Here is a 24,616-nt window from a genome sequence, read left to right as displayed (position 1 = left end):
ACCGCAACTCGGGCGGGTTGGAAGAAAACCCCCAGGTTGGTCAAGAGAGCGGTCGACAGACTGGATGCGTGGTCCTGGGCATCCTCACCGACGTTCTCGTCGTGATCCTGCTGCTCGGTGCGCTCGCGTGGGGACTCGCGAGCGGCGTGCTGGCGATCCTCGGATCAGCGGTGGGTCTTGCTGTGGGCGGAGTGGCGGTCTGGTGGCTGCTTCCGATCGTCGCACCGCTGCTTCCCGAATCGGAGTGGCGCGGGCCGGTGCTCATCGCGGCTGTCGTCGCTCTGCTCGTTGGTGGTGCGATTGCTGGCGGTGCGGTTGGCAGCGTGCTGAGGCGCGGAGCCGAGAAATTGCGTCTTCACGTGATCGACCGCCTGCTGGGCGGTGCAGTCGCCGTCGTCGCCACCGCGCTGTCGCTGTCGCTCGTCGCCCACAGTGCCGCCGTCTCGGGCGTGCCGCTGGTCTCGGCAGCCACCTCGTCGTCGCGGGTGCTCGCCACGATCGATGCGCTGACACCGCCACCGGTGAGCGCCGCCCTGGCGCAGTTGCGGCAGACGGTCTTCGTCGACGCCCTGCCCCGGATGGGGACCCTGCTGGATCTTCCCGCCACAGCACCGACAGCCCCGCCGGTCGCGCTGGATGACCCCGCCCTGAGTGCAGCTGCCCAGTCGGTGGCACGCATCTCGGGAACCGCATACTCATGCTCGCGTGGCATGACGGGATCGGGTTTCGTCATCTCCGATGATCGCGTCGTCACGAACGCGCACGTCGTTGCCGGAATGGAGCAGATCGTCGTCGAACTGCCGGGTCGCATCGCGCAGGCAGGCCGTGTCGTCTGGTTCGACCCCGACCAAGATCTCGCCGTCATCGCCGTGGAAACCGAGGACGTCGCCGCACTGCCCGTCGTCGCGCCGCTGCGCGCAGGGGACACCGCCGCAGTTGCCGGCTACCCCTACGGCGGCCCGTTCACCCTGGGGCAGGCGTCGGTGCGGTCGGTGGGCACCGCGCAGGTCCCCGACATCTACGACACCGCCACCGTGAGCCGCGAGATCTACGCGCTCGATGCCCGTGTCGCACCGGGAAATTCCGGGGGCCCCCTGCTCACGGCTGGCGGGGCGGCGGCGGGGGTGGTGTTCGCCCGCGCCGACGACGGGACGGATGTCGGGTACGCCGTGACCTCGGGCGTGCTCGCGCCGTTGGCCGATCAGGCGCCCGCTCTGGTCGAGCCGGTATCGACGGGTTCCTGCACGCCCTGAGGCGCGTCGGCTGGCGGGACCCGGGCGCTGGGATATGCTGGCCGCGCAACTGAAGATCCGGCCACATGACGGGTGCGGGAGAGCCCCGGGTCACACCGGGCACCGAAGGAGCAAGCCTCCCCGCCAATCTCTCAGGTCCGCGTACCGCGCACGTCCGGCCACTCTGGAAAGCGTCATCACCCATGCATCGGGTGGCGGCCGCCGACGGTGAAAGCACAGCATCCGGTTCACTCGGACGCCGCGCGAAACTCTCAGGCCACAGACAGAGGGGGAGTTCACGGGCGCCGAACGGCGTCCCCCGTCCGACGACCGGGAGAACTCATGTCACACCCCGCTCCACCAGATACCGCACCCGTGCCGGCCGAGCCGAGACGCTCGCCGCTCCACGATCGACACGTCGCGCTCGGGGCAGCGTTCACGGACTTCGGCGGCTGGCAGATGCCGGTGCGCTATGCATCCGACCTCGCTGAGCACCACGCGGTGCGGCAGGCTGCGGGCCTGTTCGACATCTCGCACATGGCCGAGTTCCTCGTCACGGGAGAGCCTAGCGGCGCATTCCTCGATTACGCGCTCTCGGGCGATCACTCGGGCATGCGGATCGGCAAGGCGAAGTACTCGCTCGTGCTCACCGAAGACGGCGGCATTGTCGACGACGTCATCGTCTATCGCATCACCGAGGATCGCTACCTCGTCATCGCCAACGCCGGCAACCGGGATGCCGTGGCCGACGCGTTCGCGCTGCGGGCCACGCGGGCGCTGGTGGCGGCATCCTTCCTCACGGAGCCGAGGAGCGACGGCGGCGTCACGTCCTTCGCGGTCATCCCGGGCGTCTCCGGTACTGCACAGATCGAGGACGTGACCGATCAGTTCGCCCTCGTTGCTGTGCAGGGCCCCTCGGCGCAGGAGATCGTGACGGCAACATCCGGCATAGAAGGCGTTTCGCCCGCGCTCGCGGACCTTGGCTATTACGCCTGGGCTGCCGGCTCTTTCGAGGGGGACCCGCTCTTCATCGCCCGTACCGGCTACACCGGCGAGGACGGTTTCGAAATGCTCGTGCCTCATCGCGCGGCGGGAGCGCTCTGGGACGCGCTGCTGGCCGCGGGAGCGCCGCTGGGGCTCGTTCCCGCGGGTCTTGCGGCTCGCGACACGCTGCGGCTCGAGGCTGGCATGCCGCTCTACGGTCACGAGCTCTCGATCGAGACGACTCCCGCCCAGGCGGGGCTCGCGCGCAGCGTCGCCGACGGCAAACCGGACTTCGTGGGCAAGCGGGCTCCGCAAGCCTCGGATGCCGACAATCGCGTGCTCGTCGGGCTCGTGTCCGGCGGCCGTCGCGCCGGCCGCGCCGGGTATGCGGTCGTCGATCCCGCGGCCGACGGCGCCCCTGCCGTCGGCGAGGTCACCTCCGGCGCGCTGAGCCCGACCCTCGGGCATCCGATCGCTCTGGCCTACGTCGATCCCGCTGTTTCCGCACCCGGCACCGAACTGGCGATCGACGTGCGCGGCACCCTCATCCCTGCATCCGTAACGACCCTGCCCTTTTACCGGAGGACGACATGACCGACCTGACGACCCTGAAGTACACCGCCGAGCACGAGTGGCTGCGCCTGGAAGGCGATGAAGCGGTGATCGGGATCACCGATTACGCGGCCGACAAGCTCGGTGATGTCGTCTTCCTCGAGCTGCCGGGCGTCGGCGACGGCGTGTCAGCCGGCCAGGTCTGTGGCGAGATCGAGTCGACCAAGTCGGTCGGTGAGCTTTTCGCGCCCGTTGAGGGGGAGGTCCTCGCCGTCAACCATGAGGCAGTCGATGACCCCTCGGTCGTGAACTCCGACCCGTTCGGTGCGGGCTGGCTCATGAAGCTCAAGGTCACGCCCGCCGACATCGATGCGCTCTTGGACCGTGACTCCTACGTCGCCCTGACCGGCGGCGCTGCATGATCGTCGGATCTTTCGCCGAGCGCCACATCGGAACCGACGCCGCCGCCCAGCGCACCATGCTCGACGCGCTCGGCTACGAGAGCGTCGATGCTCTCGTCGGGGCTGCAGTTCCGGCATCCATTCATGCCGCTGCGCGGGAGGGCTCGCGCATTCCGCTCGCCGCGACAGAAGCCGAGGCGCTGGGGGAGCTGCGGGAACTCGCGTCCCGCAATCGCGTCTCGCGCTCGCTGATCGGCCTCGGCTACTACGACACGGTCACGCCCGCTGTCATCGCGCGGAATGTCTTCGAGAATCCGTCGTGGTACACCGCCTACACGCCCTACCAGCCCGAGATCTCGCAGGGCCGGCTCGAGGCGCTCATCACCTTCCAGACGATGGTGACCGATCTCACCGGCATGGCGACCGCCGGCGCCTCGATGCTGGACGAATCGACTGCCGTCGTCGAGGGCATGCTGCTGGCGCGCCGCGCGTCGAAGAGCGCCTCGTCTGTGTTCCTCGTGGATGCCGATACGCTGCCGCAGACCATCGCGCTGCTGCGTCACCGCGCCGAGGCGCTGGGGATCGAGGTCCGGGTCGTGTCCTTCGATGAGCCCGAGGCCGTTCCCGAGGCTTTCGGTGGCTTCATCCAGTACCCCGGGGCGGCGGGCCGAGTCTGGGATCCGAGCGAGGTCATCGCGGCGATCCACGACCACGGCGGACTTGCCGTGGTCGCCGCCGACCTTCTCGCCCTCACGCTGCTGCGCTCGCCCGGCTCACTCGGCGCCGACGTGGCTGTCGGGACGACACAGCGTTTCGGTGTGCCGATGGGCTTCGGCGGACCCCACGCCGGATACCTCGCGGTCCGGGCAGGGCTCGAACGGCAGCTGCCGGGGCGCCTGGTCGGCGTGTCGGTGGATGCCGACGGTCGCCCCGCGTACCGGCTGTCGCTGCAGACGCGTGAGCAGCACATCCGTCGCGAGAAGGCGACCTCGAACATCTGCACCGCCCAGGTGCTGTTGGCCGTCATGGCGGCGATGTATGCCGTTTATCACGGGCCCGAGGGGCTGAAGCGGATCGCTCAGGGCGTGCACGCGAAGACGGCCCTGGTCGTCGGATCGCTTCGTGCGCGCGGCGTCGAGGTGCTGACGGAACACTTCTTCGACACGATCCAGGTGCGGGTCGCGGATGCCGCCGCCGTTGCCTCAGCGGCGGCGGGGCTCGGCATCCTGCTGCGACGCGTGGATGAGACCACGGTCGGGATCTCGATCGATGAGGTCAGCGCTGCCGATCCGTCGATCGAGGCGGATCTGCTCGCGGCGTTCGGTGCTGCGGGCGAGGTCCACGGGGTGGAGACAGCGGCGGACTCTCTCGCCGGCTCGGCCTTCACTTCGCTGGCCGGGGTGCGCATGTACCCCGAGCCGCTCCGCCGCACTGACGCCTACCTCGCTCACGAGGTGTTCCACGCGCACCGGTCTGAGACAGCCATGATGCGATACCTGAAGACGCTCGCCGACCGCGACTACGCGCTTGATCGCGGCATGATTCCGCTGGGTTCGTGCACGATGAAGCTCAACGCCGCTACCGAGATGGCGGCAGTCTCGTGGCCGGAGTTCGCGCGGATGCATCCGTTTGCTCCGGCATCCGATGTCGAGGGATATCTCGAGCTGATCGATCAGCTCGAAGTGTGGCTGGCTGAGGTCACCGGCTACGACGCCGTCTCGATGCAGCCGAACGCGGGGTCCCAGGGCGAGCTCGCGGGCCTGCTCGCGATCCGCGGCTACCACCGCTCCCGAGGCGACGAGCAGCGCACCGTATGCCTCATTCCCTCGTCCGCGCACGGCACGAACGCGGCATCCGCTGTGCTCGCCGGGATGCGGGTCGTGGTCGTCGCCTGTGATGAGGCCGGAAATGTCGACCTCGACGATCTGCGCGCCAAGATCGCCGAGCATGCCGAGGCGCTCGCCGCCCTCATGATCACGTATCCCTCGACGCACGGCGTGTACGAGCACGAGGTACTGGCGATCACCACCGCGGTGCACGAGGCAGGCGGCCAGGTCTACATCGACGGGGCGAACCTCAACGCACTCGTCGGCTACGCGCGCCTCGGCGATCTCGGTGGCGATGTGTCGCACCTGAACCTGCACAAGACGTTCGCGATCCCGCACGGCGGCGGCGGTCCGGGTGTCGGTCCTGTGGCGGCCAAGGCGCACCTCACGCCGTTCCTGCCCTCGCATCCGATGGCACAGCGGGACCGGCATCCGTCGCTCGTGGATGCCGAGGGCGCGGTGTTCGCCGGGGGGCCGATCTCGGGTGCGCCGTACGGTTCGGCATCCATCCTGCCGATCTCATGGGCATACGTGCGGATGATGGGAGCTGACGGCCTGCGCCAGGCCACCGGCAGCGCGGTCTTGGCGGCGAACTACATCGCAGCCCGCCTGCGCGAGCACTACCCGGTGCTCTACGCGGGCGAGAACGGGCTGGTCGCGCACGAGTGCATCCTGGATCTCCGGCCGCTGCGGGAGGCCACCGGCATCACGGTGGATGACGTGGCCAAGCGCCTCATCGACTACGGATTCCACGCGCCGACGATGTCGTTCCCGGTCGCGGGGACGCTCATGGTCGAGCCGACCGAGTCCGAGGATCTCGGTGAGCTCGAGCGGTTCATCGAGGCGATGATCGCGATCAAGGCCGAAGCCGATGCTGTCGCTGCGGGGGAGTGGCCTGCTGGCGACAACCCGCTCGTGAATGCGCCGCACACGGCCGAGGCCATCGCGGTCGGCGACTGGCAGCATCCGTATTCGCGCGAGCGTGCGGTCTATCCGGTTCGTTCCCTGGTGCGCTCGAAGTATTGGCCCCCGGTGCGCCGCATCGACCAGGCCTACGGCGACCGCAACCTCGTCTGCGCCTGCCCGCCCCCCGCCGCCTTCGCCTAGCCCCCTCTCGTCCGTCCCCTGCCCGCACCGCCCAAACGACTCGCGCGCGAGACTGCAACGTGCCCGCGAGAGGGCCGAACTCAGGTGCTTTCTCGCGGGGCAGCTGCAGCTTCGCGCGCTCGGCCGGCGCGCCGCAGCGAGCGTTGCATCAGCATTAGCTGTGTACCGTCGGCGGGCGCTACTCGTGGAACGCCAGCTTCGATCAGGATGCCGCGGAGTCGGTCGAAGTGAACGACATCAGACCATCCCCAATGAGCGATAGCACGGGCTTCGCGTCGAAGGCGGGCGTCACGATCCGCTCGCGCGCGGAGAGCAGTGACGGGATCGCCAAGTGACCCGTCGTACTTCAACTCGCCATCCGCTTCGCCGACCGTGTGCGTCGACTCCCACCACATGTCGCAGCGGTCCTGCCCGAACCACACCTGCAGTTGAGGGGCGGCGAAGCCGAGCCACTCGACGGCGGCGCGGCTCACGGACTCCAACGGCGACTCTGCATCCCGCACCGCTCTCGAGAGCGGCCATCGCGCTCGCCGCCGCCCGCGCGAGCTCTCGCGTGACTCGTTCTCGTTCAGCAGAGCGTCCACGGTGAGATCCGGGTTCAGGCGGAGCGCTGCATCGGCGACCACAAGCGCGCATACCTCCGGTCGTGAGCGCGCCAGACTCACCACCGTGTCCAGCTCGTTAACCACCAGCAGACCGTCGATCTCAACGACGTCAGGCATCCGGTAATGGGCATGAACCCGGACGCCGGATGACACGCGTGACGTCCCCCCGGGTCCAGTCGTTGCATGGACAAGAAGAGGGTCTCCAAAGACGGGCAGGCCAAGCAGTGCACAAGCCGATTCGTGACTGAACACCGTGTCGGGTCGTAGCCGCGCAACCGCATGAACGCGAGCGAGATACCGGTCCCACGGCGAGAGCTCGCGCCACTCCTCAGCTGGTGCGAAGACACCTCGCCGGACATGATGCAGTTGCCCCTGCCGCACGGCGCGGGTCAGATCATGCCGCTCCCGGCTCATCAGCAGCGGCACGGGAGCAGGTTGCGGGTTCCGTCGGTGAGTCGGCATTGACTCACGATCACTGCATCCCCGGGTCCCTTACTCCGCGTATTTGCACGCTGCGGATTTGTGAGCCGCCGTGTGCGCAGGGGAGGAACGGTCGATGCGAGCGCCAACAAGGTCGTGAGACTGCAACGTGCCCGCGAGACGTGTGGTCGTGAGGGCTGCCTGATGGGCACGTTGCAGTCTCGCGCCGCGCGAGGGGGCGGAAGAGGGTGATCGAGCGGGGGGGGGGGGCTAGAAGACGCCGGGAAAGAGGGTCACCGCGAGGGGGTAGCCGACGAAGGCCACGATATCGATAAGGGTGTGGGCGATCACGAGCGGCATGACCCGACCCCACCGGCGGTAGCACCAGCCGAAGACGACGCCCATCGCGAAGTTACCGATGATCGCACCGAAGCCCTGGTAGGCGTGATAGGCGGCGCGAAGACCGGCGGTCGTCAGGATGATCGCCCACCAGTTCCAGCCGAACCGGCGGAGGCGATCGAACAGATACCCGAGAAAGATGACCTCCTCGGTCAGCCCAGCGCGCAGCGCTGCCAGCATCAGCAGCGGAACTGTCCACCACGCGGCATCCAGCGGCGAGGCGCTCACCTGAAGCGTGATCCCGAGCGCACGGCCTGCGACGTAGAGGGCAAGGCCCGGGATGCCGATCACGGCGCCGAGCAGGAGCGCACGCCCGAGATCGCCACCGAACCGCGAGAAGTCCAGGCCGATCCGCCTCAGGGCGTTGGACCCCGGCTCCCAGAGCAGGTAAATCACCAACGCCACCAGCGCCAACCCGAAGAAGATGCTGAGGAACTGGTACAGCGCGTTCCACAGCGCCTCGGCGTCCCGGTTCGGATTCAGCTGGGTCTGCTGCTGCGCGAGAGTCTGGTTTTCTTGAGCGGCACGGATGAGCGAGCGCGTGAACGACAGGATGCTGTACAGCGCCGACTGACCGACGGTGATCGCCAGGACGATCCACAGCTCCCACGTCAGCCGCGTACGTGTTTGCCCCTCAACCCGCGAAACGTTCAGCACTTCGCTCACAACGGGATGCCGCTTCCGGGGGTGCACCTTGTCAGATTGCCACATGCAACTCCCGCCGAGTTAAGGGTATGTAACTTTTCGGCCTCAGGTTTTGAACAACTCACAGCCCGCGCTTAGGGTTTTTCCATCCGTGCCGGGGTCGATCGTGCCCCGGCACATAACCCCTTGCACAGGAGGAAATGTGAAGATCTCGCGCTTCTTGACGGCGGCAGCCATTGCCGGCGTCGGCGCTCTGGTGATCTCGGGCTGCACCCCGAGCGCCGAGGACGATTCCGGGCTCATCGAGGGTTCGGCGATCTCGGTCGCGTGGAACCAGGCGTTCTACTCGATGAACGGCTTTACCTCGTACGGCAACGCCACCGCGAACAACAACATCAACTACTTGGTGTTGGACGGCTTCAACTACTACGACAACACCCCCGCCCTGGTGAAAAACACCTCGTTCGGCACCTATGAGCTCGTGAGCGAAGACCCGCTGACGGTCACCTACACGATCAACGAGGGTGTGAAGTGGTCCGACGGGACCGCCGTGGACGCTGCCGACCTCTTGCTGAACTGGGCCGCGCTCTCACGTGCGCTCGACACGCCGGACTTCGACCCGGCTGACTTCACCGACCCCGAGACGGGTGAGTTCACCGACGCGTTTCCGACGGACGTCGTCTACTTCGACTCGGGTGCGACTCCGGATGCCGGTCTCGGCCTGGTCAGCCAGACCCCCGAGGTCAGCGAAGACGGCCGCTCCATCACGATGGTCTACGACGCTCCGTTCGTCGACTGGGAGCTGTCGTTCTCGTCCCCGCTGCCCGCGCACGTGGTCGCCAAGAACGCGCTGGGCATCACCGACAACGCCGAGGCCAAGCAGGCAGTGCTCGACGCGATCCAGAACGATGACGCGGCTGCCCTCGCGCCGATCTCGTCCTTCTGGAACTCCGGCTTCAACTTCACGTCGATGCCCTCGGACACAGAGCTCGTCACCGCGAGCGGTCCGTACATGATCACGGACTTCGTTGCCGATCAGTACATCACTCTGAAGGCGAACCCCGAGTACACGGGCGAGAACAAGCCGACCATTGAAGAGATCACGATCCGCTTCATCCCCGACCCGCTGGCTGCTGTTCAGGCCCTGCAGAACGGTGAAGTCGACATTATCTCGCCCCAGGCGACAGCTGACATCAAGACGGCTCTCGACGGTCTCGACGGAGTCACTGTCCTCACCGGTCTCGAGGGCACCTACGAGCACGTCGACCTTCAGTTCGAGAACGGCCGCAACCCCGAGAACATCTTCTCCAACCCCCTCGCCCGCGAGGCGTTCATGAAGACGATCCCCCGCCAGGAGATCGTGGACACGCTGATCAAGCCGATCATCGGTGATGACGCGATTCTGCGTAACTCGCAGCTGTTCGTTCCCGGTGCTGAGGGCTACGACGAGTCGGTGGCCAACAACACCTCGCTGGACTACGAGCAGGTTGACATCGAAGGCGCAAAGGCTCTCCTCGCTGAGTCGGGTGTGACCAACACGGACGTCTGCATCCTGTACGCAGCGAACAACCCGCGTCGTGTCAACGAGTTCGCGCTCATCCAGCAGTCGGCAAACCAGGCTGGCTTCAACGTCACGGACTGCGGTTCGACTGAGTGGGGCGGCCTGCTCGGTACCCCGGGTGCCTACGACGCATCCCTGTTCGGGTGGCAGTCGACGAGCCTCGGCGTTACCAACTCGCTGCCGACGTTCCAGACTGGCGGAATCAACAACCTGAACTTCTACTCGAACGCTCAGGTTGATGATCTGGTCGCACAGCTGAACGTCACGTTCGATAAGGCCGAGCAGATCACGATGCTCCAGGAGATGGACAAGCTGCTGTGGGAGGACTTCTACGGCGTCACCATCTTCCAGTTCCCGAGCGTGACCGCATACAGCGACCGCGTCCAGGGAGTCGATCCGTCCATTCTTGCCCCGACGATCTTCTGGAACGCCTGGGACTGGACAGTGACAAGCGGCGAGTCGACCGAGGGTTGACCGCCAGGGAGGCGCCGGACAGCGGCGCCTCCCACAGAGGGTGCAGGTCCTACCGGGACCTGCACCCTCGCACGTTAGACTTCTGCGCAATCGCGCCGGGCGAGACGGAAGATCCCGCAACTCGCCGACCCTCGGATAGGTAGGCCGCCCTCTTCATGGCTTCATTCATCGTTCGACGCCTTATCGCGTCGGTGTTCGTCCTCCTCGCGGCGACGTTCTTGATGTACATGCTCGTTTCGCTCGCGGGAGATCCGCTCGACGAGCTGCGGACGTCGAACGCGCCGAACAAGCAGGAGCTGATCGATGCACGCATCAAGCTGCTGAACCTCGACGTCCCCGCGCCGCTGCGGTACTTCTTGTGGTTGGGGGCAGTTCTGCGTGGCGACTTCGGCATCAGCATCCAGAACCAGTCGGTCAACGCACTGTTGGCCAACGCGCTCACCTCGACCATCACGCTCGTGACGACCGCGACCGTCGTGGCGATCATTCTTGGACTCGCGGTGGGTATCGTCTCTGCACTGCGTCAGTACAGCGGATTCGACTACGGCGTCACTCTCGTCGCGTTCCTTTTCTTTTCGCTCCCGATCTTCTGGGTCGCGGTACTGCTCAAGCAATACGGCGCTATCCAGATGAACAACTGGCTCGCGGACCCCGCCATAGCCGCACCCGTCATCGTCATCGGCGCACTCCTCTCCGGGGTCGTCTGGATGTCGCTGCTGGGTGGTTCGCTACGTAAGCGCCTTCTCGTCTTCGCGATCGGGACTGTTGCCACTGCTGGAGTGCTCGTTTACCTCTCGGCTACGAGGTGGTTCGCCGACCCGAGCATCGGGATCGTCGTCTTCGTGATTCTTAGCGTCGGCATTGCGGTAGCGGTGACGGCGATCTCAACCGGTTTGCGAAACCGCCGCGCGCTCTACGCCTCGCTTGTCGTCGTCGTCATTGCCATCGCGCTCTACTTCCCGATGATGTACTACCTACTGAGCGGGATGACACTTCCGCTGTTCCTAGGACTCGCTGCCCTCACCATCGTCGTTAGTGGCGCGATCGGATGGCTCTTCGGAGGCAACGATCGCGGTCCTGTCATCCGCACCGCCATCATCGTCGGCGTGCTCACCGCTGGATTGCTGGCGCTCGACAAGTACATGTCGTATTGGAACGCCTACACGAACTCGGATCGGGTCAACGGTCGTCCGATTGCCACTGTCGGCGCCTCGACCCCGGGGCTCGGTGGCAACTTCTGGGTGCAGGGAATCGACCTGTTCACGCACCTGCTGCTTCCAACGATCGCGATCATCCTCATCTCGTTCGCCAGCTACACGCGATACTCGCGTGCGAGCTTGCTCGAGGTCATGAACCAGGACTATATCCGCACTGCGCGCGCGAAGGGTCTCACCGAGCGTACGGTCGTCGTGCGTCACGCGTTCCGTAACGCGCTTATTCCCATCACCACGATCATCGCGTTCGATGTCGGCGCGATCGTCGGTGGGGCGGTGATCACCGAGACGGTCTTCGGGTGGGTCGGCATGGGCCGCCTCTTCGTCGATGCGCTGCGGGTCTCCGACCCCAACCCCGTCATGGCCTTCTTCATTGTGGCTGGCTCTCTTGCCGTGGTCTTCAACCTCATAGCCGACCTCGTCTACGCAGCCCTCGACCCGAGAATCAAGGTGAGTTGAGATGGCCCAGGACACGACCTCTCCGGCATCCGACGCCGCGATCGACCGCGGCACGGAGACCTCCATCGAGCAGCGTGAAACAGAAGGTCTGAGCCAGGGCCAGATCGTCCGACGCCGCTTCTTCCGGCATCGGGCGGCTCTCGTGGCCATGTTCGTTCTCGGGTTCATCATCGTCTTGGCGTTCACCTCGGTTGGCGTGACCCTCTGGGGCCTGCGAATTCCCGGATGGTGGCAGTACACGTGGGATCAGATCCCGCCGATCGAGAACGGCGGACAACCCACGCTGAGCCTGCTACCCGAGTTCCTCGGCGGCGCAGGCATCACGTTCGGCAACCACCCGTTTGGGCAAGACGAGGTCGGCCGCGACATCTTCGCCGTCGTCATGCGCGGCGCTCAGCAGTCGATCATGGTCATGGTCATCGCGGGGGTCGTGGCATCCTTCATTGGCGTCGTCATCGGCGCGGTCTCGGGGTACTACGGCAAGGCAACGGACGCCGTTCTGATGCGGTTCACCGACGTCGTGATCACCATCCCCCTGATCGTGATCGGTTCGGTGCTCGGTCACGCGTTCGGCAGCCTCGGTGCCGCAGTCCTGGGTGTGGTCATCGGGTTGTTCGCGTGGACGACGATGGCGCGGCTCGTTCGGGGTGAGTTCCTCACCCTACGCGAGCGGGAATTCGTCGATGCCGCGAGAGTGTCGGGCGCCCGCGATCGCCGCATCATCTTCCGTCACATCCTCCCCAACGCCGTCGGGGTGATCGTGGTCAACGCGACCCTGCTGATGGCGGGAGCGATCCTGCTCGAGTCCGCGCTGAGCTATTTGGGCTTCGGCGTGCAGGCCCCTGACACGTCGCTGGGCAAGATCGTCTCCGACAACCAGGCCGCGTTCTCTACCCGACCGTGGCTGTTCTGGTGGCCCGGCATCTTCATCATCGCGATCGCTCTGTGCGTCAACTTCATCGGTGACGGGCTCCGCGATGCCTTCGACCCGCGTCAGAAGAAGATGCCGAGTGAGCGGGCGATGGCACGGGCGGCGAAGGCATCCGGTCATGCCCCGGTGGATGTCGACACTACAGCGTCCACGGACGCCCCTTCCGTGACAGTTGCTGGCGAGGCCGTGTACACGGGGGATGTCGTGAACTATCACGATGCTCGTCCGGAAGAACCGGGCGACGGCCAGCACTCGCCACTGGATCCCGAACGATGAGTTTGGCCTTATACGAAAGCGCCCAGGACCGACGCCAGAGCCAGCACGAGCAACGTAGCGATCGCCGGTACGTTGACGGTGTGCCAGTCGGCGCCCGGATCGGCGCCAGCGTCCAACGCGCCGCGGTCGCGAAGCTCCTCCCAGCGTCCGCGTATCACCTGGGCCAGGTTGCCGCTGGGCGTCGAGATCGCGTCGCTGGGTCGCAGGCTCGCGTGTGGTCCTTGAGCGCTCTGACCCACTCCGGCGAAGTCGCTCCGGGACAGACCCGCCGATCGGTGCCGGCTCGGTGCGGGAGCGGCCCACACCGTGATCGCTCGCTGAGCGGTAGTAACGCGCAGCGACCAGCGCGTATCGATGCTCTGGATCGAGGGCCAGGATATGAAGGCGGTGCGGAAGGGGTTGGTGACCGTCACGCCGTGGTCTTGGACCGTCAGGCTCGGTCGCCAGAACAGCACGACAGCCAGCACGGCGACAAAGAGCAGCGGCCACCCGTAGCGCAGTCCGTCGAGCGGGTTCTGAATGGTCATGGCCACGATGCCCAGACCGGCGATCGCGACCGTCGCGCCGGCAAGGATTCGGCCGCCGAGCGGTCGGTAGTGCACATCGATCGACTGCATGAGATCAAGCTTTGCAGACAGGAGTTCTCCCATGAGTGAGTCAGCGCCGGGCACGGCAGCGCAGAAGATCCTGGAAGTCTCGCACCTGGGCGTCGAGTTCTGGGTCGAGGGGAAGTTCTACCCCGCGGCAATCGACATGAACTACGTCGTGAATCGCGGCGAAGTTCTGGCCATAGTCGGTGAGTCCGGCTCGGGAAAGAGCACGTCCTCGATGGCCTTGCTCGGCCTGCTCCCGGAGAACGCTCGGGTAACCGGCTCGATCAAGCTGCAAGACCGGGAACTGCGCGGCGCCGACCCGGCAGAACTGCGTTCGCTCCGTGGGAACGAGATCGCCGTCATCTTCCAGGAGCCGATGACGGCCCTGAACCCTGTCTATACGGTCGGCTTCCAGATCACCGAGGCATTGCGGTCACACGATCGGACGCTCTCGCCTAACGATGCGAAGGAGCGGGCGATCGAGCTCCTTCGCATGGTGGAGATGCCCCGGGCCGAGGAGGCGTTCCACAAATACCCCCACCAGCTGTCGGGCGGTCAGCGGCAGCGAGCGATGATTGCTCAATCGATCTCGTGCGATCCGCTCCTGTTGATCGCCGACGAACCAACGACAGCTCTCGATGTCACCGTGCAGGCCGAGATTCTCGACCTGCTGCGAAACCTCCACAAGCGCCTCGATTCGGCAATCATCCTCATCACCCACGATATGGGGGTCGTCGCGGACCTCGCCGACCGGATCATGGTCATGAAGGACGGCGTTGTTGTCGAGTCGGGGACGGTAGAGCAGATCTTCACGGAGCCGACGCACCCGTATACCCAGGCGCTTCTGAGTGCCGTTCCGCACTTGGGAATCCACAACGCGGTCGAGTCGAGTTCGCCCGCTCAGGTTGATGAGCGCCCAGCCGGAGCAGACACCTCGCACGGGGGCGCCCAGCCCGTGCTCCACTTCGAGGATGTTTCCATCGAGTACCCCAAACGGGGCAGGATTCCCGCCTTCCGCGCCGCGGAGAACATTGACCTTGCGGTTTACCCCGGCGAGATCATGGGGCTGGTCGGAGAGTCCGGATCGGGAAAGACGACGCTTGGTCGCGCCGCCGTCGGACTTCTTCCTATCGCCGAGGGCAAGCTCACAGCGGTGGGCGTCGACATTTCTGACGCGAGCGCGAAGGATCTCTTCTCAATCCGCAGACGCACCGGCATTGTCTTCCAGGACCCGTCATCTTCGCTGAACCCCCGGATGCCCATTGGTCAGTCGATTGGCGAGCCGCTGTTCCTGGCGGGAGAGGCGAAGGGCAAGGCACTCGACAGGCGAGTGGAGACTCTGCTCGACCAAGTCGAACTCCCGACCTCGTATCGCAACCGCTTCCCACACGAGCTGTCGGGAGGGCAGAAGCAGCGCGTGGGCATCGCGCGAGCTCTCGCGCTCGCCCCCGACCTTCTGGTGGCGGATGAACCCACTTCCGCGCTGGATGTTTCTGTCCAGGCCCGATTCCTCGAGCTGCTCCAGGAGCTGCAGCAGGAGCTCAAGTTCGCGTGCCTTTTCATCAGCCACGACCTTGCCGTCGTGGACATCCTCTCGCATCGCATTTCGGTGATGCACTTCGGGAAGATCGTCGAGCAGGGTACGAAGGAGCAGATTCTGCGCAATCCGCAGGATGATTACACCAAGCGCCTCATCGCGGCTGTGCCCGTTCCGGATCCCGCTGAGCAGCGGCAGCGTCGCGAGGCGCGGGCTGCCCTCCTGGCAGAGCAGAAGTCCGCCTAAAGCGGGACAACGCTCCGCTCAGCGGCCTGCAAGCGGTCCTGAGATATCCTGGAAGGCGCCGGCATCCCGGCCGCCTCCCCACCCGCAAGGACTCCCTCATGGCGCATGCCCTCCGTTCGGACCTCCGAAACGTCGCGATCGTCGCGCACGTCGACCACGGCAAGACCACGCTCGTGGATGCGATGCTGCGCCAGACCGGCTCGTTCGGGGAACACGCGCACGTCGAAGAGCGCGCGATGGACTCGAACGACCTCGAACGCGAAAAGGGCATCACGATCCTCGCGAAGAACACGGCGATCACCTACAACGGTGCTCACACCGAGGTTCCCGTGACGATCAATGTGATCGACACTCCCGGGCACGCGGACTTCGGGGGAGAGGTTGAGCGCGGCCTGTCGATGGTGGACGGCGTCGTGCTGCTCGTGGATGCCTCGGAGGGGCCGCTCCCGCAGACCCGCTTCGTGTTGCGCAAGGCGCTGGAGGCGAAGCTTCCCGTCATCCTGCTCGTCAACAAGACCGACCGGCCGGATGCCCGCATCGCCGAGGTCGAGGAGGAATCGCACGACCTGCTGCTGGGCCTTGCCTCGGATCTGCAGGAGGATGTCCCGGATCTCGACGTCGATGCCCTGCTCGACGTTCCCGTCGTCTATGCCTCGGGGCGAGCCGGCGCAGCGTCACGCAACCGTCCTGCAAACGGATCGCTTCCCGACAACGACGACCTCGAGCCGCTGTTCGAAGCGATCCTCGAGCACGTTCCGGCGCCGTCATATGACGACGAAGCGCCGCTGCAGGCGTGGGTGACAAACCTCGATTCGAGCCCGTTCCTCGGTCGTCTCGCGCTCCTTCGTGTCTTCAACGGCACCCTGAAGAAGGGCCAGACTGTGGCCTGGGTGCGTCACGACGGATCCCACTCGAACGCCCGGGTCACCGAACTACTCAAGACCCGCGCGCTCGAGCGCTATCCCGCCGAGTCGGCCGGCCCCGGTGACATCGTCGCGATCGCCGGGATCGAGGAGATCACGATCGGTGAGACGATCGCCGACCCCGAGGACGTGCGTCCGCTGCCGGCCATCACGGTCGATGACCCCGCCATCTCGATGACGATCGGCACGAACACCTCGCCGCTTGTCGGCAAGGTCAAGGGTCACAACGTGACGGCCCGCATGGTGAAGGATCGCCTCGACCGAGAACTCATCGGCAACGTCTCGATCAAGGTCGTCGACATCGGGCGGCCGGATGCCTGGGAGGTGCAGGGCCGCGGAGAGTTGGCCCTCGCCATCCTCGTCGAGAACATGCGCCGCGAGGGCTTCGAGCTCACCGTCGGCAAGCCTCAGGTCGTCACCCGCAAGGGGCCGAACGGGCAGACGCAGGAACCCTTCGAGCACCTCACGATCGACGCTCCCGAGGAGTACCTCGGTGCTATCACGCAGCTTCTTGCCGCGCGCAAGGGTCGAATGGAGACGATGGTCAACCACGGTACCGGCTGGGTGCGGATGGAGTTCGTCGTCCCTTCGCGCGGACTCATCGGCTTCCGCACTGAGTTCCTCTCGATCACCCGCGGCACCGGGATCGCCAACGCGATCTCGCACGGATACGACGACTGGGCAGGACAGATCGTCGCGCGCCAGAACGGTTCGATCGTCGCCGACCGCGCGGGTGTCGTTACCCCGTTCGCCATGATGGCGCTGCAGGAGCGCATGAGCTTTTTCGTGCAGCCCACCGAAGAGGTCTACGAGGGCATGGTTGTCGGCGAGAACACGCGAGCCGATGACATGGACGTGAACATCACGAAAGAGAAGAAGCTCACGAACATGCGTTCCTCGACGGCTGACGAGCTGGAGAGGCTCACGCCGCCGCGACAGCTCTCCCTCGAGGAGAGCCTCGAGTTCGCGCGCGAAGACGAGTGTGTCGAAGTCACTCCCGAGAAGGTGCGGATCCGCAAGGTGATCCTCGATCAGACCGAGCGTGGCCGCGCTGCATCCCGTCTGAAGCGTCAGGACGCCAACGCCTGACCTTCGTGCTCCAGGCGCGGCAAGGCGCGGACGAATCAGCCCTCGAGGATCAGCTCCTGCAGCTGCTCGAGCAGGTGCGCGGGGAGATCCGAGTCCGGTCCCGTAGCGTTGAGCGCGATCGCGACAGCCGTCTGGGACTCCGGGTGGTACATCGCCAGTGCCTGGTAGCCCAGGCCGTTGCCGGTGTGGCCGATCCAGTCGCCGATCCGACCGATGCCGAAACCGTACTCGTCGTAGAAGGGGCTCGCCGGGTCGGGGGAGGTGTCGTGCCACTCCGAGAGTCGACGCTCCTGCGCGGCGTCCGACACGAGCGTTCCTGCGCCGAGCGCCTCGGCCCACGCGGCAAGGTCTCCCGCCGTACCGAACAGGCCGCCGGCGGCAGAGAACGCGCTCGCGCGGACAGCGGGAAGCTCCTCCACGGTGCCATCAGCATCCACCTGGAACGGTGCTGCAGTCCCCTCCGGCGGCAGAGCGTTTCCCGGATACACGACTGACTCGAGCTGTAGCGGCTCCAGGATGCGCGTCGCGACTGCCTCGGGCCAGCTGAGCCCCGAGGCAGTGTCGATGACCTGCCCGAGCAGGACGGTGTTGGTGTTGGAGTACTCGTAGCTGGTCCCGGGCGTGAACTCCTCGGGCACACCGTCGGTGAGACCGTAGAGGGTCGTGTCGCTCCAGCTGCGCGTCCAGTCCACGACCAGCAGGTCAACAAGCCCCGCTTGCGTCGAATAGCTGGGTACCCCTGAGGTCATCGTGGCAAGCTCATCGATCGTCGCAGTCGTCTCGATCCCGGTTCCGGCGGTCGGCGCCAGCGCATCCAGATCAAGGATGCCGTCATCGGCCAGCTGCAGCACCACGGTCGCGACGAACGACTTGGTCACGCTGCGGTAGGCGAACCGTGTCTGATCGGTCACGGGCGTGCCGCTGGCATCCGCGACTCCCGCCGGGTAGACCGTGGTCGCCCCGTCGCGGCGGATCGCGATAGCGCCGCCGGGGACGGATGCCGACTCAAGCGCCGCGGCGAAGGCCTCGCTAACCGGGCTCGAGGGCGGTGCGGCGCTGCATCCGGACGCGACGGTGGCGACGGCAGCCGCGACAGCTCCCGCGAGCATGCGCCCGCGATATCGGGTGTGGCGGGTCATCGTTCCAGCCGAGGGTGACTCCTCAGCGCATTTCGGAGACAAGGACCGCGCTGGTGCCGGCGACGAGGGCCTCGAAGACGTGTGCTGCATCGCCGGGATAACAGAGGTAGTCCCCGGGCTCCAGGTCGAAGGGTGCCTCGCGCGGGCCGACGCGTGCTCTTCCCGACAGGAGGACGACGTGTTCCGTGGTGCCCGTCGGATGTGCGTCCGAGAGCCGCGGCGAGCCTGGTTCGGCGCGGAGGAGGTACAGGTCACGTCTGACGTTCGGCGGGGCAGCCGAGAGCAACAGTGCCTCGTAGGCCGAACCTGCGGCTCGCACTCCGTGGCCATCGCGTGCGCGGATGAGCGTGGGTTCACTCTCGCGGTCCTCTACCAACGCGGCGAAGGGGGCCCCTAGAGCCGTCGCGATCGCCCACAGGGTCTCGACGTTGGGATTGGCCGAACCTGCTTCGATCTGCGAGATGGTGGCCTTGGACACGCCCGAGCGTCGCGCGAGCTCTGCGGCAGAAACTCCCGCGCGGTCGCGTTCGCGTCGGACGGCGGTCGCGATGCGGGACCCCAGACTCATGTCGTTCATTATGCCGAACTATTGTCCACTTGACCGAACGAATTTCTTCTTGCAGGATGGCGAGCATGGAGCCGGTCGAAGGGCTGCCGCAGGGCGACGGAACGGATGCCGCGCGCGGTGCGTGGCGCCAGGGCCTGAGTGTCGCCCTCGCGACGAGTGCCTATGGCGTGTCGTTCGGCGCGCTATCGGTAGCGGCGGGACTTGATGTCTGGCAGACGTGCATCCTCAGCCTCGTCATGTTCACGGGGGGTTCGCAATTCGCCTTCGTGGGAGTGATCTCAGCCGGAGGCCTCGCGGCGATCCCGGCAGCCGTCGCGTCGGCGGCGCTCCTGGGCGTGCGAAACGTTGCTTACGGCATCCGGATGTCGACCCTGCTGCCCCCCGGGCGATTAACCCGGATCGCGGCGCCGCAGTTCACGATCGACGAGTCCACGGCAGTCGCTCTCGCGCAGCCGACGCCGCGCGCACGAACCGTCGGCTTCTGGGTCACCGGCATCGGGATCTACATCGGGTGGAACCTCTCGACCCTCGTGGGTGCGCTCCTGGGCGACGTGCTCGGTGACCCGCGCGCGTACGGATTGGATGCCGCGGCCGCAGCAGCCTTCCTCGCCTTGCTGTGGCCCCGGCTGCGCGGCAGGCAGCCGATCGTCGTGGGCATCGCGGCCGCCGTGGTGGCTACCGTGCTGACGCCGTCGCTGATGCCCGGCCTTCCGGTGCTGATCGCCGCGCTGGTGGCGATCCTGGTCGGCTGGTTCGACTGGGGATCGCGGGCGGAAACGGCTCGGGATGCTCGCCCGGGAGGCCCTGACGAACCCGACGACGTACCAGAACGAGTGGGGCTGCCGTGACCCTGTGGAGCGCGATTGCGCTGGCATCGGTCATCTGCCTGGCGCTCAAGGTGACCGGGTACCTCGTTCCGCCCCGCCTGCTCGAGGCGCCTCGGCCTGCGCGGATCGCCGACCTCCTGACGGTCGCCCTCCTCGCCGCGCTTGTCGCTGTGCAAACACTCGGCGTCGGCCAGCAGATCGTGGTTGATGCCCGCGTCCCCGCCGTACTGGTGGCTGCCGGTCTGCTCCTGCTGCGCGCACCGTTCCTCGTCGTGGTGGTCGCGGCCGCCGCGGTGGCCGCCGCGCTGCGGTGGTGGGGCCTGGCTGTGTAAGGTTGCGCCAGGCGCCGCCGCGCCTGGCTGTGTAGGTTGCGCCAGGCGCTGCCGCGCCTGGCTGTGTGAGGTTTCGCACAGCGGCGCCGCGATACAGTGATGCGGTGCCGCGCTTCTCGTTTCTTCGCCTTGCCGCGTGGGCGGTCGCGTTGATCGTCGGTGCGATCTATGGTGCCGCGGGAACCGTCAGCCATGCCTACCGTCTGTTCGGCATCCCGGTGGGACTCGTGCTGGCGATGGTGGCGGGAGCGGCAGTGATCATCGCGGTGCGCCTTCTGACAGCCGACCGGTGGGCCGCGCTTGCCACCGGGCTTGGTGCCATGGGCATCACGATCGTGCTCTCGGGAACCGGGGCCGGTGGCTCGGTGATCGTGCCGCAGTCGATCCTGGGCGTCGTGTGGACCCTGTGGCTTCCCCTAGTGACGGCCTTCGTCGTCGCCTGGCCTGAGCGTGTCGACCGCGGCCAGCCCGTCCGAGCGGCCGACTAGACTTGCTTTCGTGACGTATGTGATCGCCCTTCCGTGCGTCGATGTCAAGGATCGTGCCTGCATCGACGAGTGCCCCGTCGACTGCATCTATGAGGGGGAGCGCAGCCTCTACATCCACCCGGATGAGTGTGTCGACTGCGGCGCCTGCGAGCCCGTGTGCCCCGTTGAGGCGATTTACTACGAAGACGACCTGCCCGAGGAGTGGCAGGACTACTACAAGGCGAATGTCGAGTTCTTCGATGACCTTGGCTCGCCCGGTGGGGCCGCCAAGGTCGGGGTGATCCCCAAAGATCACCCGATCATTGCCGAGCTGCCTCCGCAGAACCACTGATCCCGGGTTTCGACGGATGGGCGTCGCCGACCTGGCCGATTACCCGTGGGACGCGATGGCGCCCTACGCCGCGCAGGCGCGCTCGCACCCGGACGGGATGGTCGATCTTTCGATCGGTTCACCGGTAGATCCGACTCCTGAGGTGATCGCGCGAGCTCTTGCCGCTTCGACCGACGCTCATGCCTACCCGCAGACCGTCGGCACGCCTCAGCTGAGGGAGGCGATCGTCGACTGGTACGCGCGTCGGCGCGGAGTGCCGGGGCTCACGATCGACGCTGTGCTCCCGACCATCGGGTCGAAGGAACTCGTCGCCCTCCTGCCGCTGCTCCTGGGCCTTGGGCCGGGAGACGTCGTCGTCCATCCGGTTGCGGCATACCCGACCTACGAGGTCGGCGCACGAGTCGTGGGGGCGACGCCGATCGCTTCCGACGATCCGACCCAGTGGCCCCAGAACACGCGGCTGATCTGGGTCAACTCGCCGGGGAATCCCGACGGGGCGGTTCTGAATGCTGCTGCGCTGCGTGTCGCCCGTGACCGGGCGCGAGAGCTCGGTGCGGTGCTCGCGAGCGACGAGTGCTACGCCGAGCTCGGCTGGGATGCGCCCTGGGATCGTGAGGCGATTCCGTCCGCGCTGGACCCCCGCGTCACCGACGGGGACAACACCGGGATCTTGTCGGTGTATTCGCTGAGCAAGCAGTCGAACCTTGCCGGATACCGTGCAGCTTTCGTCGCGGGTGACACCGCGGTCATCCAAGGGATGCTGACAGCTCGTAAACACCTGGGGCTGATGCCGCCCGCACCTGTTCAGGCTGCCATGGCCGCGGCCCTCCGCGATGATACGCACGTCGCCGACCAGCGTGAGCTCTACCGGCATCGGCGCGAGCTGCTTCGACCCGCTGTCGAGGAGGCGGGATTCCGTGTCGAACGAAGCGAAGCCGGACTGTATCTGTGGCTCACGCGCGATGAGGACGCCTGGACCTCCGTCGAGTGGTTCGCGCAGCGCGGCATCCTCGTAGGGCCTGGTGTCTTCTATGGGGCACAGCACACACGCCATGTTCGGTTGTCTTTGACGGCAACCGATGAACGTATCGCCGCCGCGGCGGATCGCCTCCGCCGCGGCTAGCCCGAGGCTGGCTATACCCCGACAGACCCGGCCGGGGCAGTACTGCGAGGGTTCCTCCATCGAAACCGCCAGCGCTTTGGCTGTGCGCACAGTAGGCCGAGTCGACTACTAGGCTGTAGGGGCAGCCCGGGCACCGACGCGTGCTTGGACGGCTCCGCGAGGCGGCGAACCCGTCCCGGTGCCGACGACAGCCCCAGACAATGCAAGGAGGCGCCGTGGACGACGCGCAGACCCCGCAGCAGAAGGCCATCCTGACCGTCGGTGATCGGACCGCCGCATTCCCCGTGCTCCACGGCACAGACGGGGTGCCGAGCATCGACGTTGCAACGCTCACCCGGCAGACCGGGTTCACGGCTTTGGACTACGGGTTCGTCAACACGGCATCGACGAAGTCGGCGATCACCTACATCGACGGGGATGCCGGCATCCTGCGCTACCGCGGCTATCCGATCGAGCAACTTGCGACCCACAGCACGTACCTCGAGGTCGCGTGGCTGCTTATCTACGGTGAGCTCCCGACCGCTGATGAGCTCGCAGAGTTTGATAACCGCATCCGTCGCCACACGCTGCTGCACGAGGACCTCAAGCGCTTTTTCGGTTCGCTGCCCCCGACGGCGCACCCCATGTCGGTGCTGTCAGCGGCGACCGCTGCTCTGTCGACCTACTACGAAGACGAGTCCGACCCCCACAACCCCGAGCACGTCGAGGTCAACACGATCCGGCTTCTTGCGAAGCTCCCGGTCATCGCCGCGTACGCGCACAAGAAGAGCATCGGTCAGGCGTTCCTCTACCCCGACAACTCGATGAGCTTCGTCGACAATTTCCTCAAGCTCAACTTCGGTGTCCTGTCCGAGCTGTATGAGGTCAACCCCGTCGTTTCCCGCGCGCTCGAGCGGCTGCTCATCCTGCACGAGGACCACGAGCAGAACGCGTCGACCTCGACGGTGCGCCTGGTCGGCTCGACCGGCGCCAACCAGTTCTCGTCGATCTCGGCGGGCATCAACGCGCTCTACGGCCCGCTGCACGGCGGCGCGAACGAGGCGGTTCTCTCGATGCTTGCCCGCATCCGTGACTCGGGCGAGAGCGTCGAGCGTTTCGTTGAGCGGGTCAAGAACAAAGAAGACGGTGTCAAGCTCATGGGCTTCGGTCACCGGGTGTACAAGAACTACGACCCGCGGGCCAAACTCGTGAAGGAGTCGGCCGACGAGGTGCTCTCGGAGCTCGGCGTGCACGACCCGCTGCTGGATCTTGCTAAGCAGCTCGAAGAGATCGCCCTCAACGACGACTACTTCAAGGAGCGTCGCCTCTACCCGAACGTCGATTTCTACACCGGCGTCATGTACAAGGCAATGGGCTTCCCCACGCGCATGTTCACGGTGCTGTTCGCGATCGGTCGCCTTCCGGGGTGGCTCGCGCACTGGCGGGAGATGAACGGCGACCCGCAGACCAAGATCGGTCGGCCGCAGCAGCTGTACACGGGCGCACCCGAGCGTATGTACCCGGGCGTCTGAGCGAGCTGCTGCGCGGGCCCGCCGCGAGGAATCTGGCATTCTGAACGGATGCCGAAACTCCTCGTCCGCGTTCCCTCCCCGCTCCTCGCTCAGGGCGAGCTCACACACCTCGACCGAGTCGAGGCGGATGCGGACCTCGCGCTCTCTCAGTGGCGGGACTACGTCTCGGTATACCGCGATCGTGGCTGGCAGATCGTCGACGTTGCTGAGGCCCCGGACCAGCCCGATGGTGTGTTCATCGAGGATGCCCTCGTCGTGTTCGACGACATCGTGGTGATCGGTCGGCCCGGCGCCGAATCTCGACGGGGCGAGATCGCAACGGCCCGGGCGGCGGCAGAGATGCTCAGCCTCCCTGTGCACGAGATCGAGGCCCCCGGCACGCTCGACGGCGGCGATGTGCTCAAGATCGGGCGCACGGTGTATGTCGGGGCGTCATCCCGGACAAACGATGACGGCATCCGTCAACTGGAGGCTCTGCTGAGCCCCCGGGGATGGAAGATCGTCGCCGTGCCGGTGACGCGGGTCCTGCATCTGAAGAGCGCGGTGACGGCGCTTCCTGACGGCACGGTCATCGGCTACGAGCCGCTCGTCGACGACCCATCGGTGTTCCCGCGCTTCCTTCCCGTCCCCGAAGAGCACGGCACTGCGGTGGTCGTGCTCGATGAGGCGACGGTCCTGATGTCGGCAGATGCGCCGCAGACGGCGGCGCTACTGCGCTCGCGTGGGCTCACCGTGATCCAGACACCCGTGACCGAGTTCGAGAAGCTCGAGGGGTGCGTCACGTGCCTCTCGGTCCGCGTGCGTCGCTGAATTGCGTCGTGGA

Annotated in this window: 21 protein-coding genes and 2 riboswitches; of the genes, 16 read left to right on the top strand and 5 right to left on the bottom strand. The window is 66.3% G+C overall.

What is annotated here, in order from left to right; genetic code table 11:
• Positions 1 to 68: 68 nt before the first annotated feature.
• From AADH62_RS12000 to gcvP, 4 genes are all read left to right on the top strand, one after another.
• Complete coding sequence (locus AADH62_RS12000; RefSeq protein ID WP_341579663.1) at positions 69 to 1,253, top strand: MarP family serine protease; 1,185 nt, start codon at positions 69 to 71, stop codon at positions 1,251 to 1,253.
• A gap of 65 nt (positions 1,254 to 1,318) precedes the next feature.
• Positions 1,319 to 1,410: riboswitch (glycine riboswitch) on the top strand.
• A gap of 1 nt (position 1,411) precedes the next feature.
• Positions 1,412 to 1,526, top strand: a riboswitch (glycine riboswitch).
• A 48-nt stretch (positions 1,527 to 1,574) separates the two neighbouring features.
• Positions 1,575 to 2,810, top strand: a complete 1,236-nt coding sequence (locus tag AADH62_RS11995; RefSeq protein WP_341579662.1) for a glycine cleavage system aminomethyltransferase GcvT — start codon at positions 1,575 to 1,577, stop codon at positions 2,808 to 2,810.
• Positions 2,807 to 3,190, top strand: a complete 384-nt coding sequence (gcvH, locus tag AADH62_RS11990; protein WP_341579661.1) for a glycine cleavage system protein GcvH — start codon at positions 2,807 to 2,809, stop codon at positions 3,188 to 3,190. Before AADH62_RS11995 ends, gcvH begins: the two co-directional genes overlap by 4 nt.
• Positions 3,187 to 6,102 (top strand): aminomethyl-transferring glycine dehydrogenase, encoded by a 2,916-nt coding sequence (gene gcvP, locus AADH62_RS11985; protein ID WP_341579660.1) that lies wholly within the window; start codon positions 3,187 to 3,189, stop codon positions 6,100 to 6,102. Before gcvH ends, gcvP begins: the two co-directional genes overlap by 4 nt.
• Positions 6,103 to 6,182: 80 nt before the next feature.
• Here the strand turns inward: gcvP and AADH62_RS11980 are convergent, their stop codons facing one another.
• Together AADH62_RS11980 and AADH62_RS11975 are read right to left on the bottom strand one after the other, a co-directional pair.
• On the bottom strand, positions 6,183 to 6,824 hold the full coding sequence (locus tag AADH62_RS11980; RefSeq protein WP_341579659.1) for a hypothetical protein: 642 nt from the start codon (positions 6,822 to 6,824) through the stop codon (positions 6,183 to 6,185).
• A gap of 573 nt (positions 6,825 to 7,397) precedes the next feature.
• Complete coding sequence (locus AADH62_RS11975; protein WP_341579658.1) at positions 7,398 to 8,237, bottom strand: CPBP family intramembrane glutamic endopeptidase; 840 nt, start codon at positions 8,235 to 8,237, stop codon at positions 7,398 to 7,400.
• A gap of 136 nt (positions 8,238 to 8,373) precedes the next feature.
• On the opposite strand from AADH62_RS11975, the gene AADH62_RS11970 reads away from it, so the two are divergent.
• The 3 genes from AADH62_RS11970 (at position 8,374) to AADH62_RS11960 (ending at position 13,086) form a co-directional block, all read left to right on the top strand.
• On the top strand, positions 8,374 to 10,206 hold the full coding sequence (locus AADH62_RS11970) for an ABC transporter family substrate-binding protein (RefSeq protein ID WP_341579657.1): 1,833 nt from the start codon (positions 8,374 to 8,376) through the stop codon (positions 10,204 to 10,206).
• A gap of 155 nt (positions 10,207 to 10,361) precedes the next feature.
• Positions 10,362 to 11,879 (top strand): ABC transporter permease, encoded by a 1,518-nt coding sequence (locus tag AADH62_RS11965; protein ID WP_341579656.1) that lies wholly within the window; start codon positions 10,362 to 10,364, stop codon positions 11,877 to 11,879.
• A gap of 1 nt (position 11,880) precedes the next feature.
• Positions 11,881 to 13,086, top strand: coding sequence for an ABC transporter permease (locus AADH62_RS11960; protein WP_341579655.1), 1,206 nt, complete (start codon positions 11,881 to 11,883; stop codon positions 13,084 to 13,086).
• 8 nt (positions 13,087 to 13,094) lie between these two features.
• Here the strand turns inward: AADH62_RS11960 and AADH62_RS11955 are convergent, their stop codons facing one another.
• Positions 13,095 to 13,703, bottom strand: a complete 609-nt coding sequence (locus tag AADH62_RS11955; protein ID WP_341579654.1) for a PH domain-containing protein — start codon at positions 13,701 to 13,703, stop codon at positions 13,095 to 13,097.
• Positions 13,704 to 13,734: 31 nt separating this feature from the next.
• Between AADH62_RS11955 and AADH62_RS11950 the strand changes: the two genes are divergently transcribed.
• Both AADH62_RS11950 and typA read left to right on the top strand, forming a co-directional pair.
• Positions 13,735 to 15,462: an ABC transporter ATP-binding protein gene (locus tag AADH62_RS11950; protein WP_341579653.1), complete on the top strand. Its 1,728-nt coding sequence runs from the start codon at positions 13,735 to 13,737 to the stop codon at positions 15,460 to 15,462.
• Positions 15,463 to 15,560: 98 nt separating this feature from the next.
• Positions 15,561 to 17,474, top strand: coding sequence for a translational GTPase TypA (gene typA, locus AADH62_RS11945; RefSeq protein ID WP_341579652.1), 1,914 nt, complete (start codon positions 15,561 to 15,563; stop codon positions 17,472 to 17,474).
• Between the two features lie 35 nt (positions 17,475 to 17,509).
• Here the strand turns inward: typA and AADH62_RS11940 are convergent, their stop codons facing one another.
• Entirely contained in the window at positions 17,510 to 18,613 is a 1,104-nt protein-coding gene (locus AADH62_RS11940) for a serine hydrolase domain-containing protein (protein ID WP_341579651.1), read from the bottom strand.
• Positions 18,614 to 18,635: 22 nt separating this feature from the next.
• A complete protein-coding gene (locus AADH62_RS11935) occupies positions 18,636 to 19,181 on the bottom strand; it encodes a helix-turn-helix domain-containing protein (protein ID WP_341579650.1) in 546 nt (181 codons plus the stop codon).
• Positions 19,182 to 19,246: 65 nt separating this feature from the next.
• Between AADH62_RS11935 and AADH62_RS11930 the strand changes: the two genes are divergently transcribed.
• The 7 genes from AADH62_RS11930 (at position 19,247) to ddaH (ending at position 24,603) form a co-directional block, all read left to right on the top strand.
• The gene (locus AADH62_RS11930; RefSeq protein WP_341579649.1) at positions 19,247 to 20,029 is read left to right on the top strand and encodes an AzlC family ABC transporter permease; all 783 of its coding nucleotides are present in this window, start codon (positions 19,247 to 19,249) and stop codon (positions 20,027 to 20,029) included.
• Positions 20,026 to 20,340 carry an AzlD domain-containing protein gene (locus AADH62_RS11925; RefSeq protein ID WP_300592133.1) on the top strand — a complete coding sequence of 105 codons (315 nt, stop codon included), beginning with the start codon at positions 20,026 to 20,028 and terminating at the stop codon, positions 20,338 to 20,340. Before AADH62_RS11930 ends, AADH62_RS11925 begins: the two co-directional genes overlap by 4 nt.
• A 104-nt stretch (positions 20,341 to 20,444) precedes the next feature.
• Positions 20,445 to 20,828: a histidinol dehydrogenase gene (locus tag AADH62_RS11920; protein ID WP_341579648.1), complete on the top strand. Its 384-nt coding sequence runs from the start codon at positions 20,445 to 20,447 to the stop codon at positions 20,826 to 20,828.
• Positions 20,829 to 20,838: 10 nt separating this feature from the next.
• Entirely contained in the window at positions 20,839 to 21,159 is a 321-nt protein-coding gene (gene fdxA, locus AADH62_RS11915) for a ferredoxin (RefSeq protein ID WP_300594868.1), read from the top strand.
• 16 nt (positions 21,160 to 21,175) lie between these two features.
• The gene (gene dapC / locus AADH62_RS11910; RefSeq protein ID WP_341579647.1) at positions 21,176 to 22,282 is read left to right on the top strand and encodes a succinyldiaminopimelate transaminase; all 1,107 of its coding nucleotides are present in this window, start codon (positions 21,176 to 21,178) and stop codon (positions 22,280 to 22,282) included.
• 215 nt (positions 22,283 to 22,497) lie between these two features.
• Positions 22,498 to 23,793 (top strand): citrate synthase, encoded by a 1,296-nt coding sequence (locus AADH62_RS11905; RefSeq protein ID WP_341579646.1) that lies wholly within the window; start codon positions 22,498 to 22,500, stop codon positions 23,791 to 23,793.
• A 48-nt stretch (positions 23,794 to 23,841) separates the two neighbouring features.
• The gene (gene ddaH, locus AADH62_RS11900; RefSeq protein ID WP_341579645.1) at positions 23,842 to 24,603 is read left to right on the top strand and encodes a dimethylargininase; all 762 of its coding nucleotides are present in this window, start codon (positions 23,842 to 23,844) and stop codon (positions 24,601 to 24,603) included.
• Positions 24,604 to 24,616 lie beyond the last annotated feature (13 nt).

The organism is Microbacterium schleiferi (assembly GCF_038150145.1).
Lineage (GTDB): Bacteria > Actinomycetota > Actinomycetes > Actinomycetales > Microbacteriaceae > Microbacterium > Microbacterium schleiferi_B.
Note: the sequence above shows the minus strand (reverse complement) of the source record. Positions and strands in the feature narration are given on the sequence as shown.

Excerpts from the sequence above, each read along its gene's own strand:
- AADH62_RS11965 (WP_341579656.1), top strand. The coding sequence starts at position 10,362 with ATGGCTTCATTCATCGTTCGACGCCTTATCGCGTCGGTGTTCGTCCTC.
- ddaH (WP_341579645.1), top strand. The coding sequence starts at position 23,842 with ATGCCGAAACTCCTCGTCCGCGTTCCCTCCCCGCTCCTCGCTCAGGGC.
- AADH62_RS11940 (WP_341579651.1), bottom strand. The coding sequence starts at position 18,613 with ATGACCCGCCACACCCGATATCGCGGGCGCATGCTCGCGGGAGCTGTC.
- dapC (WP_341579647.1), top strand. The coding sequence starts at position 21,176 with ATGGGCGTCGCCGACCTGGCCGATTACCCGTGGGACGCGATGGCGCCC.
- gcvH (WP_341579661.1), top strand. The coding sequence starts at position 2,807 with ATGACCGACCTGACGACCCTGAAGTACACCGCCGAGCACGAGTGGCTG.
- typA (WP_341579652.1), top strand. The coding sequence starts at position 15,561 with ATGGCGCATGCCCTCCGTTCGGACCTCCGAAACGTCGCGATCGTCGCG.
- AADH62_RS11950 (WP_341579653.1), top strand. The coding sequence starts at position 13,735 with ATGAGTGAGTCAGCGCCGGGCACGGCAGCGCAGAAGATCCTGGAAGTC.
- AADH62_RS11955 (WP_341579654.1), bottom strand. The coding sequence starts at position 13,703 with ATGCAGTCGATCGATGTGCACTACCGACCGCTCGGCGGCCGAATCCTT.
- AADH62_RS11980 (WP_341579659.1), bottom strand. The coding sequence starts at position 6,824 with ATGCCTGACGTCGTTGAGATCGACGGTCTGCTGGTGGTTAACGAGCTG.
- AADH62_RS11935 (WP_341579650.1), bottom strand. The coding sequence starts at position 19,181 with ATGAGTCTGGGGTCCCGCATCGCGACCGCCGTCCGACGCGAACGCGAC.
- AADH62_RS11975 (WP_341579658.1), bottom strand. The coding sequence starts at position 8,237 with ATGTGGCAATCTGACAAGGTGCACCCCCGGAAGCGGCATCCCGTTGTG.
- AADH62_RS11930 (WP_341579649.1), top strand. The coding sequence starts at position 19,247 with ATGGAGCCGGTCGAAGGGCTGCCGCAGGGCGACGGAACGGATGCCGCG.
- AADH62_RS11995 (WP_341579662.1), top strand. The coding sequence starts at position 1,575 with ATGTCACACCCCGCTCCACCAGATACCGCACCCGTGCCGGCCGAGCCG.
- AADH62_RS11960 (WP_341579655.1), top strand. The coding sequence starts at position 11,881 with ATGGCCCAGGACACGACCTCTCCGGCATCCGACGCCGCGATCGACCGC.
- gcvP (WP_341579660.1), top strand. The coding sequence starts at position 3,187 with ATGATCGTCGGATCTTTCGCCGAGCGCCACATCGGAACCGACGCCGCC.